Below are 17,275 nucleotides of genomic sequence, written 5' to 3'. Positions count from 1 at the left end.
CGCACCCGCATGGTCAAGGAGTACAAGGCCGAACTCATGCACCCCTACTACGCGGCCGAACGCGGACTCGTCGACGACGTCATCGACCCCGCACACACCCGCGAAGTCCTCATCACCTCCCTCGCCATGCTGCGCACCAAGCACGCCGACCTGCCCTCCCGCAAACACGGCAACCCCCCGCAGTGACCCCGCACCCGCACCGGAGCCCCACCACCACCACCGGCCACCGCCGGCGGTAAGCAGGAGAGCCGCACCGGCGGTCGGGAACACCGCCCCGGCGCGCGAGCAGGAACGCACCCCGCCCGCTCGCCCGCCCCCTGAACCACCGCCCCGGTGGAACAGAGCCCCGCTCACCACCACCGGCACCACCACCGGCACCGGCACGGGGGCCCGGGACCGATGTCCCGGATCCGCACGATCACACCGGCCCGAACAGCCCGGCAGGCACACTGCAGGCCAAGAAGCAGGCCCATCACACGACCGAGCCAGGCCCAACAGGGGCTGACGGGGCGTCAGCCGCAGCGGCGGGGGAACCCGCCTCGGCAGACACCGACACAGACACAGACACAGACACAGGCGCGGACGCAGACGCAGACGCAGGCACACGCGCGGACGCGGGACCCCAGGTGCTCGCCGACCGCACAGCCCGTGCAGGTCGTGCAGGTCGTGCAGGTCGTGCAGCTGGTGCGGGCCGGAGGCCCGCAGCGGTGGCAGTGGCGGCAGTGCCGGTGGGGGTGGTGGCGGGGGCGGCAGGGCAGGCCCTGGCGCGCGGAACGCCCCACCGAGGCGGGAAGACGGATGCCGGTGCCGGGCGACGCCCGCCGTGGCCCCGGGCGCGCCCGGCCGTCCCGGCGCGTGTGCCCCCGGCCCCGGCGGGTGCGCCCACCGGGGGTTCCGTGTGCGGCGTGAACGGACGCCACCCGTACGGGGTGCGCCCACCGGGGGTTCCGTGTGCGGCGTGAACGGGCTCTGCCCGTGCGGGGGTTGGCCGGTTCGAGCCGTTCTCCAGGCCTGTCGGCGAGGCTCGGTGCCCATGAACGGTTTTGTGCACACCACGGCCGGAGCGGTACCCGGCGCGGGCCGGGTACCGCTCCGGGCGCGGCCGGTGCCGGGCCGTTCACCGCGGCGGCCGCACCATCCGTGCCGCACGGCGCCCCCGCCCCCGGCCCTGACACCCGGACCGCACCGGAGGGCCCCGGCCCCGGCCCCGGCCTCGCGCACCCGCGGCCGGGCACGGGCCCGGCACGGCCCGCGGCCGGGCCCGTGCCGTGCGGTGTACCGAGCCCCTATCTGGAGGACAACTGTGAGGGACCACCGATGAGACGGGTCGTCATCACCGGCATAGGCGTTGTCGCCCCCGGCGGTGTGGGCACCCGGAATTTCTGGGACACGCTCACCGCGGGCCGTACCGCCACCGGGCGCATCACCCTGTTCGACGCCTCCGCCTACCGTTCCCGGATCGCGGCCCAGGCCGACTTCGATCCCGCCGCGCACGGTTTCACCCCCGAGCAGGCCGCCCGCCTCGACCGGGCCACCCAGTTCGCACTGGTCAGCGCCCGTGAAGCACTCGACGACAGCGGTCTCACGGGCATGCTGGACGCGGTGCGCACCGGCGTGACCCTGGGCAGCGCGGTGGGCTGCACGACCTCCCTCGACGAGCAGTACGCCGTCGTCAGCGAGCAGGGCTCCACCTGGGAGGTGGACCACACCCGGGCCGTGGCCCACCTGTTCGACTACTTCGTGCCCAGCTCGATGGCGGCCGAGGTGGCCCGTGCCGGCGGCGCGCAGGGACCGGTGTCGCTGGTGTCGACCGGCTGCACCTCCGGTCTGGACTCCATCGGCCACGCCGTCGACCTGATCCGTGAGGGCAGCGCCGACGTCATGTTCGCCGGCGCCACCGAGGCCCCCATCTCCCCGATCACCGTCGCCTGCTTCGACGCGATCAAGGCCACCAGCCCCCGCAACGACGACCCGGCGACCGCCTCACGGCCCTTCGACCGCACCCGCAACGGATTCGTACTGGGCGAGGGCGCCGCCGTGCTGATCCTGGAGGAGTTCGAACACGCCCGCCGCCGCGGCGCGCACCTCTACGCGGAGATCGCCGGGTTCGCCGGCCGCAGCAACGCCTACCACATGACCGGTCTGAGGACCGACGGCACGGAGATGGCCGAGGCGATCCGCGCCGCGCTGGACGAGGCACGGCTGGACCCCACCGCCGTCGACTACATCAACGCCCACGGCTCGGGCACCAAGCAGAACGACCGGCACGAGACCGCCGCGTTCAAACGCAGCCTCGGCCCGCACGCCGGCACCGTCGCCATCAGCTCCATCAAGTCGATGATCGGGCACTCCCTGGGCGCGATCGGCTCACTGGAGGTCGCCGCCAGCGCCCTGGCCATCGAACACAACACCGTCCCGCCGACAGCGAACCTGCACGAGGCGGACCCGGCCTGCGACCTCGACTACACCCCGCTCACCGCCCGCGAACAGCGCACCGACACCGTCCTGAGCGTCGGCAGCGGGTTCGGCGGCTTCCAGAGCGCCATCGTCCTGACCCGGCCGCGCCTTCAGGAGGCAGCATGACCACGGCACTGGCCCCCCGCCCCGCCACCCACCCCACCCCCACCCCCACTGCGACCGCGTGCCTCCCGGCAGGCGCCGCGGCGCCCCCGGCCCGCCGGCCCGCCGCCGCGACCGTCACCGGCATCGGGGTCATGGCACCCAACGGCCTGGACACCGAAGCCTGGTGGGCCGCCGTCCTCGCCGGCACCAGCGGCATCGGCCCCCTCACCCGCTTCGACGCCACCCGCTACCCCGTACGCATCGCCGGCGAGGTCGACGGCTTCGTCGACGCCGACCACCTGCCCAGCCGGCTCCTGCCCCAGACCGACCGGGTCACCCGCCTGTCCCTGGCCGCCGCCCGCCAGGCCCTCGACGACAGCGGCTGCGACCCGGCCACCGGCCCCGGCCACCGCGCCGGCGTCGTCACCGCCAGCTCCGCCGGCGGCTTCGAGTTCGGCCAGCGCGAACTGCAGGCCCTGTGGAGCAAAGGCGGCCAGCACGTCAGCGCCTACCAGTCCTTCGCCTGGTTCTACGCCGTCAACACCGGCCAGATCTCCATCCGGCACGGCCTGCGCGGCTCCAGCGGCGTCGTGGTCAGCGAACAGGCCGGCGGCCTCGACGCCCTCGCCCACGCCCGCCGGCAGATCCGCAAGGGCAGCCAGATCATGATCACCGGCGGGGTCGACTCCGCCCTGTGCCCGTGGGGATGGGCCGCCCACCTCGCCGGCGGCGACCTGAGCACCGCCAACGACCCGGCCCGCGCCTACCTGCCCTTCGACGCGGCCGCCCGCGGCCACGTCGTCGGCGAAGGAGGCGCCCTGTTCGTCCTCGAGGCCGCCCCCGACGCCCGCGCCCGCGGCGCCCGCTCCTACGGCACCTTCACCGGCTACGCCGCCACCTTCGACGCCGCCCCCGCAGCACCGGCCACCCCCCGCACGCCCGGCACACCCGGCACACCCGGCACGCCGGGCATGCCGGGCGCGACGGGGGAGTGCCGGCTGGCCGACGCCGCCCGACTGGCCCTGGCCGACGCGGGCCTGGAGACCGGCGACATCGACGTCGTCTTCGCCGACGCCGCCGGCACCCGCACCGCCGACGCGGCCGAAGCCGCCGCCCTGAGCGCCCTGTTCGGCCCCGGCGGCGTGCCGGTCACCGCCCCCAAGACGATGACCGGCCGCCTCCTCGCCGGCGGCGCCGCCCTCGACGTGGCCGCCGCCCTGCTCAGCCTGCGCGACCAGGTCGTCCCCCCGACCACAGGCACCCGCGACCTCGCCGACGACTGCCCGATCGACCTCGTCACCACCCCCCGCCCCGCCCGGCTGCGCCACGCGCTGGTCCTGGCCCGCGGCCGGGGCGGATTCAACTCCGCGGCCGTCCTCAGCCACGGCCCCGGACCGCACTGACCCCCCCCGCAGAAGAAGGAGACGCGTCATGGAACACCTGGAACTGAACGACCTGAAGACCCTGCTGCGCGAATGCGCCGGCATCGAGGAAGGCGTCGACCTCGACGGCGACGTCCTCGACGTCCCCTTCCTCGCCCTCGGCTACGACTCACTGGCCCTGCTGCAGATCACCGGCCGGATCGAACGCGACTGGAACATCACCCTCGACGAGGAAAGCCTCGACGAGGCGGAAACCCCCCGCGACTACCTCGCCCTGGTCAACCGCGCCCTGTCCGAACGGGCCGCGGTCTGACCCCTCCACCCGGCTGAGCAGGAACGAGCCTGCTCAGCCGCACGCCCCGAACAGCCCCCGGCACACCGGCTGCCGGCACAGGTGTTCCCCCGCGTACCCGAGTCCGGGACGACGGCACACCCCCACTGCGTGCCCGGGCCCGGGAGGCCACTTCCCCGCGCGAACCGGCGAGTCGGGTACGGCCGAAGGCGACGGGCAGGCCCTGAACCACCGCTCCGGTGAAGCAGAAATCCCGCCCCCTCCGGGACACCGCACCCGACGGCCCCGGAACACGCGATCACGAACAGCCGAACAGCCGAACAACCCGAACAGGTCGCAAGCCGGGAAACCGGCCACCACCCGATCGAGCCGAGCCGCCTCGTACGTCCTCCGCGGGAAGCAGCCCCCAACCCCCGCCCGACACCGGCACGCCCGCCCCCGGCCCGAGCTCCCGGCGCCGTCCACGGCGCGGGGCCGGGCCCCGAACAGACCGCCGCGGCCCGGCGGCCCGCCCCCAGACCGACCCCGGCGCACCCGGCGCACCCGGCACGGCGACGCCCACGAACAGACCGCCGCGGCCCGGCAGCCCGCCCCCGCAGCCCCCGCACCGAAACGCCCCTGCGCCCCGCACCACCCGCAGCCCCCGCACCACCCGCGTCACCCCCCGACTCACACCGGCACACCGATGTGTTCACCACCGTCTTCGACAACTCGAGAAAGGTGCACGGCCGACATGACCGCTCCCAGCCGCCGCCGTTTCGTCGCACGCACGCTCACCGCGGGCGCCGCCGCGTCCCTGACCACCGCCGGCCTCGCACCCGCCGCCCACCCCGCGCCCCGACCCGCCACCCCCGGCCCGGACACCGGCCACGGCACCGCCCCCGCCCCCGCGTCCGATCCGGTTCCCGCGCTGGTCACCCCCGACGACCCCCGCTACGCCGACCTGTCCCGGCGCGGCAGCAACAAACGCTTCACCGCCCACCCCGACGCCTTCTGCCTGCCCAACACCACCGCCGACGTCGTCCGCGCGGTCACCGACGCCGTGCACCGCCGCCGCCGTATCGCCGTCCGCAGCGGTGGCCACTGCTACGAGAACGTCGCCGGCGACCCGGCCGTCAAGCTCGTCATCGACCTCGCCGCCATGAACAACGTCACCTACGACCCCGCCCGCCGCGCCTTCATGGTCGAAGCCGGCGCCCAGCTCATCGACGTCTACAAACGCCTCTACTACGGCTGGGGCGTCACCCTGCCCGGCGGCGCCAGCGCCACCGTCGGCTTCGGCGGCCACATCACCGGCGGCGGATACGGCGCCCTCAGCCGCTCCTTCGGCCTCGCCAGCGACCACCTGTACGCGCTGGAGGTCGTCGTCGTCGACGCACACGGCCGCGCCCGCGCCGTCACCGCCACCCGCGAGGCCCGCGACCCGCACCGCGACCTGTGGTGGGCCCACACCGGAGGCGGCGGCGGCAACTTCGGCATCGTCACCCGCTACTGGTTCCGCTCACCGCACGCCCACGGCGACGACCCCGCCCACCTGCTGCCCCGCCCGCCCGCCAACATCCTCTCCAACGCCGTCATCTACCCCCGCGACGGCATGGACCAGGCATCCTTCGGCCGCCTGCTCCACAACCACGGCCGCTGGCACGAACACCACAGCCACCCCCGCTCCCCGTACACCGGCCTCTACAGCGGCCTGGTCCTGCCCGGCCGGCTCAAGGACAACGACCCCGGGCAGAGCGCCATCGTCTTCACCCACCTCGACGGCACCCTCCCCGCCGCCCGCGAACTCCTCGACCGCTACGTCACCGCACTGACCGACGGCGTCGCCACCACCCCCTACATCACCGACACCGCCGACGAACCCTGGCTGACCGCGACCGTCGCACTCGCCGAGTCCCAGGACACCGACCAGGGCCGCCACAAGATCAAGTCGGCGTATCTGCGGCGCGCCCTCACCCGCGCCCAGAGCGACGCCCTCTACACCCACCTCAACTCCACCGACCACCGCAACCAGAGCGCCTCGGTCTCCCTCCAGTCCTACGGCGGCCGCACCAACACCCCCGCCCCCGGCGCCACCGCCAGCGCCCACCGCGACTGCGTCCTCAACGCCATCTTCATGAACACCTGGCAGGACCCGGCCGCCGACGCCCAGAACATCGACTGGCTGCGCCGCACCTACCGCGACGTGTTCGCCACCACCGGCGGCGTGCCCGTCCCGGGCCGCGGCAGCGACGGCGCCTACATCAACTACCCCGACATCGACCTCGCCGACCCGGCCTGGAACACCTCCGGCGTCCCCTGGCACCACCTCTACTACAAGGACAACTACCCGCGCCTGCAGCGCATCAAGGCCACCTGGGACCCGCGCGACGTCTTCTCCCACACCCTGGCCATCCGCCCCGCCTGAACCCGCACCCAACGGCCCGCCCCCGCACCGAACGGCCCGCCCGCACCGAACGGCCCGCCCGCACCGACCGGCCCCGGCCCGGCGGCGCAGGCGGGCCGCCACGCCACCCACCGGCCCCACCGGCCCCCGCCCGGTGAACAGACCCGGCGCCCCCGGCGACCACTCACCCCACCCGCCCCCACCCCCACCCACGGCCCCGCCCACGGCCCTGGTCCAACTCCCGTTCCAGCGCCCGCTCCAGCGGGCTCAGCGGCACCTCGGCACACAGCCGCTCCGGATGACCCGCCACCGGCCCGCACAACCCCCCACCCACGCCCCCGCCCCCGTGCGCGTGTGCGTGTGTGCAGGGGGAGAGGGCTTCGCCGCCGGCGCCGGACGGGCCCCAACTCCCGTGCACGGCCGCGTGTTCGGCCCGGGCACGCTCACACGCCCCCGCCAGATACAGCGACCCGTAGGCGACCAGACCCCGCCACACCACCCGGCCCACCCGCCGCACCACCCGCCGGCACCCCCACGCCGCGCCGCGCACCACAGGGCGTGCCGCCGCACCGCCGCCGGCCGCGGCCCGCGCCGCACCCCGTTCCCGCGCCCGTCCGTCACTCATCGAATCAGGGCCCTTCACTCGCCTCGCCGAAAACCCCGGGACGGGACGCGCCCGGGAACGGCGGCCCCGGCCGGGGCCCCCGCCCGGCCCACGCTCGGACCCACCGGTCGCAGACGCCTCGACACCCCCTGGAGAGTCGACCGCCCCCCAAGGCGCCCCCGCCAGACTCGGCCCGTCCGCGCCACCTGCGTAAGGAGAGGCCGTGCCCTCCAGCACCACCGTCACCGACCAGGCCCCCGCCCCCACCGGCCGGGCGACGCGGCTCGCACCCGGCGTCCACGCCTACCTCCAGCCCCCCGGCGGCTGGTGCCTGAACAACGCCGGCATCCTCGTCTCCGACGGCCAGAGCGCCCTCGTCGACACCACCGCGACCCACACCCGCGCCCGGCACCTGCGCGCCACCGCCCTCGCCCTGAACCCGGCCGCGCCCCCGCGCACGGTCGTCAACACCCACTTCCACGGCGACCACGCCTTCGGCAACCACCTGTTCCCCGAAGCCCTCGTCATCGGCCACGAACACGCCCGCACCCAGATGATCGCCGCCGGACTGCACCTGACCGGCCTGTGGCCCGACGTCGACTGGGGACCCCTCGAACTCGCCCCGCCCCAGCTCACCTACACCGACCGCGTACGGCTGCACATCGGCGCCATCACCGCGGAACTGGAACACATCGGCCCCGCCCACACCGCGGGCGACAGTGTCGTGTGGCTGCCCGAACACAAAGTGCTGTTCACCGGCGACCTGGTCATGAACCAGGTGACCCCCTTTTGCCTGATGGGCTCCATCACCGGCTCCCTGACCGCCCTGGAACGGCTGCGGGCCTACCACGCGACCACGATCGTCCCCGGCCACGGCCCCCTGGCCGGCCCCGAGGTCCTCGACCAGACACAGGGCTACCTGCGCCTGGTCCAGCAACTGGCTAAAGACGGCCACCGAAGCGGCCTGACCCCCCTCGAGACCGCCCGCCGCGCCGACCTCGGCCCCTACACACACCTCATCGACAGCGAACGCCTGGTGCCCAACCTGCACCGCGCCTACGCCGAACTCGACGGCGCCACCGCCGACGACCCCCTGCCGCCCGACGCCCTGAACACGGCACTCACCGAGATGATCGCCTTCCACGGCCGGCTGCCCTGCTGCCTGGCCTGAGCACCGCCCCCCGCAACCACCGGCAGGCGGCCCGCCGATGGCGGACCGCCCGCACACACCCGGCACCGCTCAGACCAGATGATCCGGCACCACCCTGCGCAACCGGGTACGCAGCTCACCGTCCACCCGAACGAGTTCATCGGTGACGAAACAGCTCGGACCCACCACCGGCTCCCGCACACCGGGCCGGGTCTGCACCACCAGCGCGTAGTACTCGCAACGCAGCGTCCCCTCCTCCTGCGGGAAGACCTGCAGCATGTTGAACCAGTGCCGGCGCTGCACCGGATCGGCCGCGTGCGCGGTGCGCTGATAGGTCCGCACCGCCTCCGCGATCGCCTCTCGGCCCACCAGAGGATCGGCACCCGGACGGTTGTCGAAAACCCCGTCGGCGGTGAACGTGCCGGCGAACTCCTGGGCCCGCATACCGTCCAGATGCCGCACCTGACCGGCATAGAACTGCTGCACCTGCGCGTAGAGGTCACCGAGGCGAAGCTGCGGCACCACGGCCGCACTCGAGCTGGTCACAACATCCCCTCCAGGGGCGGCGTCCAACGGCTGCCGGGCACACGCCCGGACCGGCACCGGCCCCGCCCCCCAGCCTCACCCCGCCCCCTGGACCGCCCCTCGAACCGCACTTCACCGCCAGACCCGCCCGACACCCCCGACACCCCCGGCACCGGCTGGCAGGCGCCCCCGGGCCTGCCCGGCACCGGACCCGGCAGGCACCGCCGGGCCGGGCGGTCAGTAGTTGCCCAGCCCGCCGCAGACGTTCAGCGCCTGCGCGGTCACCGCCGCCGCGTCGTCGCCCACCAGGTACTCGACCATCGCCGCGACCTCCCGCACCTGCACGTAACGCCCGTTGGGCACCCGGGTGGTGATCCGCTCGTACGCCTCCTGCTCGGTGACCCCCCACACGCCCGCGTACCCGGCCCGCACCCGCTGCGCCATCGGTGTCTCCACGAAGCCGGGGCACACCGCGTTGACGGTGATACCGGTACGGGCCAGTTCCAGACCGAGCGCCTTGCTGAAGCCCACGACACCGTGCTTGGACGCCGAGTACGGGGCGGCGAGCACCACACCCTGCTTGCCGCCGGTGGAGGCGATGTTGATGATGCGCCCGCGGCCCGCCTCCTGCATGCCACCCGCCGTCAGCACCTCCTTGGTGACCCGGAAGACACTGGTCAGGTTGGTGGCGATGACATCGCTCCACAGCTCGTCGGTGATCTGCGCGGTCGGACCCCCGCCGCTGCGGCCCGCGTTGTTGACCAGGATCCGTACCGGCCCGTGCTCCGCGACGACCGTGCGCACCAGCGCACTGATCTGCTCGGGCTCGCGCACGTCGCACACCGAACCGGTGACCTCCAGACCCTCCTCCACCAGCTCCTTGACCGTGCCGGTGACGCTCTCCCGGGAACGGCCGCACAGATGCACCGGGATACCGGTCCCGGCGAGACGGCGCACGATCTCCAGCCCGATCCCGCTGGTGCCGCCCGTCACCAGGGCGATCCGCTGATCCTTGGTCATCGCGTTCATCGGTTGCTCCTTCGAGGTGGATGGCCCGCACCCGGGCCAGGCAGAAGACGGCACGCGCGGCACACATCCGGCCGGCCCCAGGAACGCCGGAGCACCAGCACCGCCCCGGGCAGGCCGGGCCGCCGGGCCGCCGGGGTGACTGTGCCACCGGAGCGGGCCGCCGGGCCCGATCGTGGACCTGCCCCCGACACGAGGTCAGCCGGTCCCCGACCCGGTTTCGAGCGCCCCGCCCAACACCAGCACCCCGCCGCCCCGGCACCTTTCAGCGGGCGACGCGCTGCAGCAGCGGCACATACAGGTTCGGGTCACTGCTGGACAGGGTCCGCAGCCGGGCACGGTGCGCGCCGAACTCCGGGCGGGCCAGAGCCGCCCGGAAGGACTCCTGGTCCTGCCAGTCGGCGATGTTCACATACAGATGCGGCTCCTCGACATGCTGCAGCAGCCGGTGGCCCACGAAACCGGGCTGGGCGGCGAAGAACGCCGACGTCTCGTCGAAGGCCTCCTCGAACGCGCCGGTCTCACCCGTGACATGGAACCGGTTGATGAAAGTGATCACAGTGGCTTCCTTTGCTGGGTCCGTCTCCTGCCCACCCACGCTCGCGCCCCCCGCTCGAGCAACCGTCGAACCACCCACCACCCCCGCACCCGCGGCGCCGCACCGCCCGCGCCGCACCGCCCCTGCCGCGCCCCCTTGAACCGTCGCCCCCCCGCCGCCCCGCCCCGCCGCGCGCCCCGAGCCGTTCTCGACCGGCTCTCGAGCGGCGCCCCGCCACCGCTCCGAGACGGTCTGCGACCCTCGCCCCGATGCCCGCTACCCGTAAGGAAGCCGACGTGGATCCGACCAGCCCGGCAGTCCTCGCCGAAAAACTGCGCAAGCGCTACGGCGACCGCGATGCGCTCGACGGATTCGACCTGTGCGTACCCGCCGGCACCGTCCACGGGCTGCTCGGCCCCAACGGCGCGGGCAAGACCACCTCGGTCGGCGTCCTGTCGACCCTGCTGAAGGCCGACAGCGGCCGCGCCGAGGTCGCCGGCTACGACGTCGCCCGCCAGGGCGCCGAAGTACGGGCCCGTATCGGCATGGTGGGCCAGTACGCCGCCGTCGACGAGGTCCTCAGCGGCCGGCAGAACCTCGTCATGTTCGGCCGCCTGCACCACCTGACGCCGGCCGCCGCCCGCCGCCGCGCCGACGAACTCCTGGAACACTTCCGCCTCACCGACACCGGCAGCAAACCGCTGAAGGCCTACTCGGGAGGCATGCGCCGGCGCCTCGACCTCGCCGCCGCCATGGTCCTCGCACCCCCGGTGCTCTTCCTCGACGAACCGACCACCGGCCTGGACCCCCGCAGCCGCACCGAGGTGTGGGAAGCGGTCCGCACCCTCGTCGAGACCGGCACCACCGTGCTGCTGACCACCCAGTACCTGGAAGAGGCCGACCAGCTCGCCCACGCCGTCTCCGTCATCGACTCCGGCAAGGTCATCGCCGAGGGCACACCCGACGAACTCAAGTCCGCGATCGGCGGCGACCGGATCGACGTCGTCGTACGCCACGCCGACCAGCTCGCCGCCGCCGCCACCGCACTCGAGCGCGTGTGCGCCGCCCCGCCCGACACCGACCCCCACAGCCGCCGCGTCAGCGCCCGCGTCAGCGACCGCACCACCGCCCTGGCCGAGATCGTCCGCGCCCTGGACGCCGCCCACGTGGCCGCCGAGGACATCGCCCTGCGCCGCCCCACCCTCGACGAGGTGTTCCTGCACCTCACCGGCACCAGCACCAACACCGGTGCGGACGGTGCGGAGCCGGCACGAGAGGCGGTGGCGGCATGACCCTCACCGCACCCCGCCCGCTCGGCCACACGACCACCCCCGCGCCGCCCGGCACCCCCCTCACCCGGCTGCACCGGGCAGCGGCCGACGGCTGGACCCTCACCCTGCGCGGCCTGACCCACTGGGTCCGCGAACCGGGCACCCTCATCGGCACGCTGGCGTTCCCCGTCATGATGGTGCTGATGTTCGGGTACTTCTTCGGCGGCGCCATGCAGGTACCCGGCGGCGGGAACTACCGCGAATTCCTCGTCCCCGGCATGTTCGTCATGACCATGGTCTTCGGCATGGGCGAGACGGTCACCGCGGTGGCCGCCGACAAGAACCGCGGCATCACCTCCCGCTTCCGCACCATGCCCATGGCCCCCTCCGCCGTGGTCGTCGGACGCGCCGTCACCGACATGCTCTCCTCCCTGCTGGCCCTGGCCGTCCTGTTCGCCACCGGCCTCGCCATCGGCTGGGACGCCCACGGCACCCTCGGCGAAACCACCCTCGCCGTGGGCCTGCTGCTCCTGCTGCGCTTCGCCCTGGTGTGGGCCGGCATCTACCTCGGACTGCTCATGAAGGGCCCCGAGGGCATCACCATGGTGCAAACCCTCGAATTCCCGATCGGCTTCTTGACCAGCGCGTTCGTCGCACCCTCCACCATGCCCGGCTGGCTGGGCACCATCGCCGAGTGGAACCCGCTGTCCTCCACGGTCCTCGCCGTACGCGAACTGTTCGGCAACCCCGGATTCGACGGCGACTCGTGGATCGCCCGGCACGCCCTGGAGATGGCCGTCATCTGGCCCGTCGTCCTGTGCGCCGTCTTCTTCCCGTTGTCCGTACGCCGCTTCCGCAACCTGACAAGCTGATCACCGACACCACGAACACAAAGCACAGCACGACAACGCAGCACGCAGCACGCAGCACGCGGCACGAGTACGAACACGAACCACGGCAACAGAGCAGCAACAGAACAGCAAGAGGGAGCGGGACGCATGGTGTGGTTGGCGCCTGAGCAGGCCGGACTGCTGGCGCAGTGCGCGGTCGTCTTCGAGGCGGGGGACCCGGCACGCACGGGCTCTCTCGCCTTCTTCCACCCCGACGGCTCCCCGGTACCGGACACCCCGGCGGGCCGGCCGGGCCAGGCGCAGCTCGTCGTCCCGCACGACGCGCCCGGCACCGGCGTGGCCCTGCGCACCGTGCCCGTCCTGCGCCTGACGGTCGCCGACGCGCTGCCCGTCCTGATCGAGGCCCGCCGCCGTCACGGCGAGCGCGGCAGCCGCGTCCATCCGGCCGCCGCGTACTGGGGCGCCGCGGCCGCTCTCGCACTGCACCTGGCCGCCCGGGAACGGCTGCTGCCCGGCGTGTCACCGGCCGGCTACGACACCTGGCGGGCCGGGCCGCTCGACCTCGAGGACGTCGAGCGGCTGCGGGAACTGGCGCAGGCCGCGCCCGGGGCGGCCCTCGCCGCCCCGGACAGCGATCCGGCCGCCCTGCTGCGGTCCTTCCTCGACGCCGTCGCCGACACCCTGCCGCGCACCGCCGCCGCCGAGGCCGCCACCGGACGGGCCGCGTTCTCGGCCACCGCACCCCAGCACGTACCGCAACTGCGGGCCTGGGCCGAGGAGATCTCCGCCGGACTCGACTCCGGTGTGCGGGTCTCCCTGCACGTCCACCTCACCCCCGCCCCCGACACCCCCGACACCCCCGACAGCCCCGGTGCGTCGGGCAGCTCCGGTGCGTCGGGCAGCCCCGGTGCCGCGCCCGTCCTGCGTCTGGTGCCGCGCGCCCACAGCCTCGCCGACCCCACCCTCGCCCTGGACGCCGACGAGTTGTTCGCCAGCGCCGAGCACCGGCTCGGGCCGCGCGCCCAGGCCGACACCATCGTGGCCGTGCGGCGCGCCGCGAGCGTGTGGGAACCCCTCGGGCGGCTGCTGCCCGTCCCCTCCGCCCTGACCCTGACCGACCGTGAGACCACCGACCTGCTGGGCAGCGGCGCGGCCCGTCTGCGCGCCCACGGCATCGACGTCCACTGGCCCGAGGGCACCGCCCGCACCCGGTCCCTGACCGCCCGCGCCGTCGTCGGCGCCGGCCGCGTCCCGCCCGCCGACCTGCGTTCCTTCCTCGGCGGCGGGCACACCGTCGACCTGCGCTGGCAACTCGCCCTGGACGGCGAGGTGCTCACCGACCAGGAGATGGCCCACGTCGCCGACGCCGGCCGGCCCCTCGTACGGCTGCGCGACCGCTGGGTCCTGGTCGGCGCCGACCTCGCCCGCAAGGCCCGCGAACGCGACCTCGCAGCGCTCACCGCCATCGAGGCCCTCGCCGTCGCCCTCACCGGCCACACCCGCATCGGCACCGAACAGGTCCCCGTCGCCCCCAGCGACTGGCTGCTGGCCCTGCGCGCCCGCCTCACCGACCCCGACGGCGGCACCGAACCCCTGCGCCGGCCCGACGCCCTGGACGCCACCCTGCGCGACTACCAACTACGCGGCCTGCGCTGGCTGGACCGCATGACCTCCCTCGGCCTCGGCGGCTGCCTCGCCGACGACATGGGCCTGGGCAAGACCATCCAGCTCATCGCCCTGCACCTGCTGCGCCAGGAACACGACGACACCCGCGGCCCGACCCTCGTCGTCTGCCCCGCCTCCCTGCTGGGCAACTGGCAGCGCGAAATCGGCAAGTTCGCCCCCCACACCCCCGTCCACCGCTACCACGGCACCGGACGCACCCTCGAGGGAGCCGACGACGGTTTCGTGCTGACCACCTACGGCACCATGCGCCTGGACGCCACCCAACTGGGCGCCCACCACTGGAGCATGGCCGTCGCCGACGAGGCCCAGCACGTCAAGAACCCGCTCTCCTCCACCGCCAAGGCCCTGCGCCTGATCCCCGCCGACGCCAAGATCGCCCTGACCGGCACCCCCGTCGAGAACAGCCTGTCCGAACTGTGGGCCGTCCTGGACTGGACCACCCCCGGACTGCTCGGCACCCACGGCCACTTCCGCCGCCGCTGGATCGCCCCCATCGACGCCGAACGCGCCGACGCCACCGGCGAACAGCCCACCGCCCGCCGACTGGCCCACCTCGTACGGCCGTTCCTGCTGCGCCGCCGCAAGTCCGACCCGGGCATCGCACCCGAACTGCCGCCCAAGACCGAGACCGACCGGCCCGTCACCCTCACCCCCGAACAGTCCGCCCTCTACCGCCGGCACGTCGAGGACGTCATGGGCCAGATCCGCGCCGGCCAGGGCATCGCCCGCAGCGGCCTGGTCCTCAAACTCCTCACCGGCCTCAAACAGATCTGCAACCACCCCGCCCAGTTCCTCAAAGAGGACGACACCACCGCCCTGGCCGGCCGCTCCGGGAAACTCGAACTCCTCGACGAACTCCTCGGCACCATCACCGCGGAGGACGGCGCCGCCCTGGTGTTCACCCAGTACGTCACCATGGCCAGAATCCTCGAAAGACACCTGCGCGCCCGCGGCATCCCCACCCAACTGCTGCACGGCGGCACCCCCGTACCGCGCCGCGAAGAACTCGTCCAGCGTTTCCAGGACGGGCAGGTCCCCGTCTTCCTGCTGTCGCTGAAAGCCGCCGGCACCGGACTCAACCTCACCCGCGCCGACCACGTCGTCCACTACGACCGCTGGTGGAACCCGGCCGTCGAGGCCCAGGCCACCGACCGCGCCTACCGCATCGGCCAGACCCGGCCCGTCCAGGTCCACAAGATGATCGCCGAAGGCACCGTCGAGGACCGCATCGCCGCCCTGCTGGAATCCAAGAAGGAACTCGCCGACGCCGTCCTCGGCTCCGGCGAGGCGGCCCTGACGGAACTGACCAACGACGAACTGGCCAACCTGGTCGAACTGAGGAGCACCTGATGCCCGATCACGAGGCGAGCGGCGCCCGCGGCTTTCCCGCCTTCGCGGCCCGCAAGGGCGGCCGCGCCCGCGGCCAGTCGCTGTGGGCCGCCCGCTGGACCGAGGCCGTCGAGGACACCTGGCCCGAGGAGGAGCCCCTGAAAAAGGGCCGCGCCTTCTCCCGCACCGGCCGCATCGGCCCCATCACCGTCAGCCCCGGCCGGATCGCCGCCGAGGTCTACACCGGCGACACCGCCCACACCACCACCCTCACCCTGGGCACCTGGGACGACGACGCATGGGACCTGCTGTGGGAGCACACCTGCGACCGGCCCGCCGAGACACAGGCCCTGCTCGCCGGCGACCTGCCCCCGGACCTCCTCGAAGCGGTGGAGGACGCCCGCCTGCGGCTGCTGCCCGGCTACGGCGACCTCGACGCCGACTGCGACTGCGACGCCCTCGACCACCCCTGCCCGCACGCCACCGCCCTCGCCTACCAGTTCTCCTGGCTGCTCGACCAGGACCCGTGGCTGCTGCTCCTGGCCCGCGGCCGCCACGCGGCCCAGGCACTGGAGGACCTCAAATCGGCCCTGCTGCTACGGGCGATGACCGCCACCGGCGACGACCAGGACCAGGACGACGACCAGGACCAGGACGACGAGCACGGGCACGGGGGCGGGGGCGAACCCGGCACACCGGACCGGCAGCCGCCCGACACCTACGCAAGCAACCGCGCCGCCTACGCCCGCCCCGCCACACCCCTGCCCGGCCTCCCGCCCCTGCCCGAACCCCCCGCCACCGGCGAACCGGTCACCGGCATCGAGGCCGACCCGCTCGAACGCCTGGTCGCCGACGCCGCCGTCCGCGCCCGTGAACTGCTCACCTACACCGCCGGGTTCGGCCACGCACCCCCGCCGCCGCTCGACACCTGGCAGGACACGGTCCGCCTCGCCGCCACCCACCCCGACCCCCGCGTCCCCGCCCGGCTGCGCGCGGCCTGCGACCGCCCCGACGACCTGGACCGCGCCACCGAGGCCTGGAACAACGGCGGACCGGCCGGCCTCGACGTCCTCGAACACTCCTGGACCCCCGCCGAACAGGACACCGCCCGCGCCCGCACCGCACTGGCCGCCGGCCTCGACGAGGACCTGCCGCCCCTGGACGTGGACGGCAACCACTGGACCCTGACCGGCCGCGGCCTGCAACTGCGCTGGGGCCGCGACACCCGCTGGTACCCCTACCGCGACCGCTCGGGCACCTGGTGGCCCGCCGGCCCCCCCGGCACCGACCCGGCCCTGACCCTCACCGAACTCCTCGACACACCCGCGCAGCCCTGACCGCCGCCCGCCCGCCCCCCTTTTCGAGGGCGCGGGCGGGCCCACCGGGCCCCTTCCGCCCCGCCGCAAGAGCCGCACCGCGCACCCGGCCGGCCGGGCCGGCCGGCCGAACAGCGGACCGGACCTGGCGATCTCGTGCCCCGGCACCTGCCCGTCCCCGACGCCCGCACCGGCCCACGACGACGCGCCCGCAACGCCCGCGATGCCCGCAACGCCCGCGACGCCCGCAACGCCCGCGACGCGATGCCCGCGACGCCTGCGACGCGACGCCCGCGACGCGATGCCCGCGACGCGATGCCTGCGACGCCTGCGACGCGACGCCCGCGACGACGCGCC

14 protein-coding genes are annotated in these 17,275 nt (G+C 74.2%); 10 read left to right on the top strand and 4 right to left on the bottom strand.

The annotated features are described in order from the left end of the window. From ACFYV1_RS33430 to ACFYV1_RS33410, 5 genes are all read left to right on the top strand, one after another. A partial coding sequence (locus tag ACFYV1_RS33430; protein WP_389399415.1) for a carboxyl transferase domain-containing protein occupies nt 1–186 on the top strand: 186 nt, incomplete at its 5' end. A gap of 1,131 nt (nt 187–1,317) precedes the next feature. Beyond that, a complete protein-coding gene (locus ACFYV1_RS33425) occupies nt 1,318–2,583 on the top strand; it encodes a beta-ketoacyl-[acyl-carrier-protein] synthase family protein (RefSeq protein ID WP_389399414.1) in 1,266 nt (421 codons plus the stop codon). Further along, nucleotides 2,580–3,965 (top strand): ketosynthase chain-length factor, encoded by a 1,386-nt coding sequence (locus ACFYV1_RS33420; protein WP_389399413.1) that lies wholly within the window; start codon nt 2,580–2,582, stop codon nt 3,963–3,965. The genes ACFYV1_RS33425 and ACFYV1_RS33420 overlap by 4 nt, the downstream gene beginning before the upstream one ends. A 28-nt stretch (nt 3,966–3,993) precedes the next feature. After that, nucleotides 3,994–4,257, top strand: coding sequence for an acyl carrier protein (locus tag ACFYV1_RS33415; protein WP_389399412.1), 264 nt, complete (start codon nt 3,994–3,996; stop codon nt 4,255–4,257). Between the two features lie 712 nt (nt 4,258–4,969). After that, the gene (locus tag ACFYV1_RS33410) at nt 4,970–6,643 is read left to right on the top strand and encodes an FAD-binding oxidoreductase (RefSeq protein ID WP_389399411.1); all 1,674 of its coding nucleotides are present in this window, start codon (nt 4,970–4,972) and stop codon (nt 6,641–6,643) included. Nucleotides 6,644–6,806: 163 nt separating this feature from the next. On the opposite strand, the gene ACFYV1_RS33405 is transcribed toward ACFYV1_RS33410, so the two are convergent. After that, nucleotides 6,807–7,247, bottom strand: coding sequence for a DUF6059 family protein (locus tag ACFYV1_RS33405; RefSeq protein WP_389399410.1), 441 nt, complete (start codon nt 7,245–7,247; stop codon nt 6,807–6,809). A 202-nt stretch (nt 7,248–7,449) separates the two neighbouring features. Here ACFYV1_RS33405 and ACFYV1_RS33400 point away from each other — a divergent pair, with 202 nt between their 5' ends. Beyond that, nucleotides 7,450–8,397 (top strand): MBL fold metallo-hydrolase, encoded by a 948-nt coding sequence (locus ACFYV1_RS33400; protein WP_389399409.1) that lies wholly within the window; start codon nt 7,450–7,452, stop codon nt 8,395–8,397. Between the two features lie 69 nt (nt 8,398–8,466). On the opposite strand, the gene ACFYV1_RS33395 is transcribed toward ACFYV1_RS33400, so the two are convergent. The 3 genes from ACFYV1_RS33395 to ACFYV1_RS33385 all read right to left on the bottom strand — a co-directional run bounded on the left by ACFYV1_RS33395 (nt 8,467) and on the right by ACFYV1_RS33385 (nt 10,486). Continuing rightward, complete coding sequence (locus tag ACFYV1_RS33395; RefSeq protein ID WP_389399408.1) at nt 8,467–8,922, bottom strand: nuclear transport factor 2 family protein; 456 nt, start codon at nt 8,920–8,922, stop codon at nt 8,467–8,469. A gap of 216 nt (nt 8,923–9,138) precedes the next feature. Continuing rightward, entirely contained in the window at nt 9,139–9,921 is a 783-nt protein-coding gene (locus tag ACFYV1_RS33390; protein ID WP_389399416.1) for an SDR family NAD(P)-dependent oxidoreductase, read from the bottom strand. Nucleotides 9,922–10,192: 271 nt separating this feature from the next. Beyond that, nucleotides 10,193–10,486 (bottom strand): antibiotic biosynthesis monooxygenase family protein, encoded by a 294-nt coding sequence (locus tag ACFYV1_RS33385; RefSeq protein WP_389399407.1) that lies wholly within the window; start codon nt 10,484–10,486, stop codon nt 10,193–10,195. Between the two features lie 248 nt (nt 10,487–10,734). Between ACFYV1_RS33385 and ACFYV1_RS33380 the strand changes: the two genes are divergently transcribed. The 4 genes from ACFYV1_RS33380 (at nt 10,735) to ACFYV1_RS33365 (ending at nt 16,939) form a co-directional block, all read left to right on the top strand. After that, a complete protein-coding gene (locus tag ACFYV1_RS33380; RefSeq protein ID WP_389399406.1) occupies nt 10,735–11,757 on the top strand; it encodes an ATP-binding cassette domain-containing protein in 1,023 nt (340 codons plus the stop codon). Continuing rightward, nucleotides 11,754–12,608 carry an ABC transporter permease gene (locus ACFYV1_RS33375; protein ID WP_389399405.1) on the top strand — a complete coding sequence of 285 codons (855 nt, stop codon included), beginning with the start codon at nt 11,754–11,756 and terminating at the stop codon, nt 12,606–12,608. Before ACFYV1_RS33380 ends, ACFYV1_RS33375 begins: the two co-directional genes overlap by 4 nt. A gap of 126 nt (nt 12,609–12,734) precedes the next feature. Further along, a complete protein-coding gene (locus ACFYV1_RS33370) occupies nt 12,735–15,623 on the top strand; it encodes a DEAD/DEAH box helicase (protein WP_389399404.1) in 2,889 nt (962 codons plus the stop codon). After that, complete coding sequence (locus ACFYV1_RS33365) at nt 15,623–16,939, top strand: hypothetical protein (RefSeq protein WP_389399403.1); 1,317 nt, start codon at nt 15,623–15,625, stop codon at nt 16,937–16,939. Before ACFYV1_RS33370 ends, ACFYV1_RS33365 begins: the two co-directional genes overlap by 1 nt. Nucleotides 16,940–17,275 lie beyond the last annotated feature (336 nt).

Origin of the sequence: Streptomyces sp. NPDC003023 (assembly GCF_042888225.1) — a bacterium.
GTDB lineage: Bacteria > Actinomycetota > Actinomycetes > Streptomycetales > Streptomycetaceae > Streptomyces.
Note: the sequence above shows the minus strand (reverse complement) of the source record. Positions and strands in the feature narration are given on the sequence as shown.